The sequence below is a fragment of the Candidatus Termitispirillum reticulitermitis genome, from assembly GCF_054655775.1.
The window spans coordinates 1-807 of record NZ_BAAIHG010000189.1; the positions used below are offsets into that span (position 1 = coordinate 1).

2 protein-coding genes are annotated in these 807 nt (G+C 43.6%); one reads left to right on the top strand and one right to left on the bottom strand.

What is annotated here, in order from left to right; all coding sequences use genetic code 11:
* Window positions 1-369 (top strand): heme exporter protein CcmB (locus AC1MDJ_RS08190; RefSeq protein WP_479690421.1); only part of this gene is annotated, 369 nt, incomplete at its 5' end.
* Between the two features lie 60 nt (window positions 370-429).
* On the opposite strand, the gene AC1MDJ_RS08195 is transcribed toward AC1MDJ_RS08190, so the two are convergent.
* A partial coding sequence (locus AC1MDJ_RS08195) for a DUF1097 domain-containing protein (RefSeq protein ID WP_479690422.1) occupies window positions 430-807 on the bottom strand: 378 nt, incomplete at its 5' end.

The window sequence follows — 807 nt, forward strand, 5'->3', positions numbered from 1 at the left end:
TCAATATTTGCCTTTTTGCTATTACTGCATTTACTGTTGCTACCCCTATTTGCCGTGTTCTACGATATAAACCTTGTGTCCAGTCCATTTATGCTATGTGTCATACTGGGTGCTACTTATGCTTTTTCACTACTGGGAACGCTCTTTTCGCTAATTGCAGCTGGCAGCACCAGCAGAGAGATTTTATTACCACTATTGCTATTCCCTATGTTGATACCAGTAATAATAGCCGCCATTGAGACTACAAATGGGTTAGTCTCCGGCGATGCAGTGAACGAATATATTATATGGCTACGGCTTATAATAGTTTTTGATGTGATATTTACGTCTCTTGTATCGGTATTGTTTGAACACGTAGTAGAGGACTAAAGGGTAGCGATGTAATAATAAAACCCTCCCCCGTAAGGGAGAAGGTTCTATTTCGGTTGATTATTTCTTTTGAATAGCGTGTAAGCCTTTTTCAGACAACAGTCCACAAACAGTGCCTATTGCCAGCGACACCAACGTAGGCTCTAACTTAAAGCCTGTGGCAAAGAATGCCGCAGCACCGATGAAAAAGCCTGGTATGAAGTGCAGAACTGGTATCATAGCTAATACGCAGATAACAGCTGCAATCACGCCTACCGATATGCCGAGTGATAGTGCTTCGCTTAGCTTTGGCGTAATAAATGTGAGCGTCTGCGTGAGGCGCGGGGTAAGCTGAGTGAACAGAAATATAATTACCCAGCCCCAGCCTGCACCAATCAAGTTAGAGAGACCACCTTCAATAAAGCCTTTCCCCTTGCCACCAACGGCAAAGAAACTAGC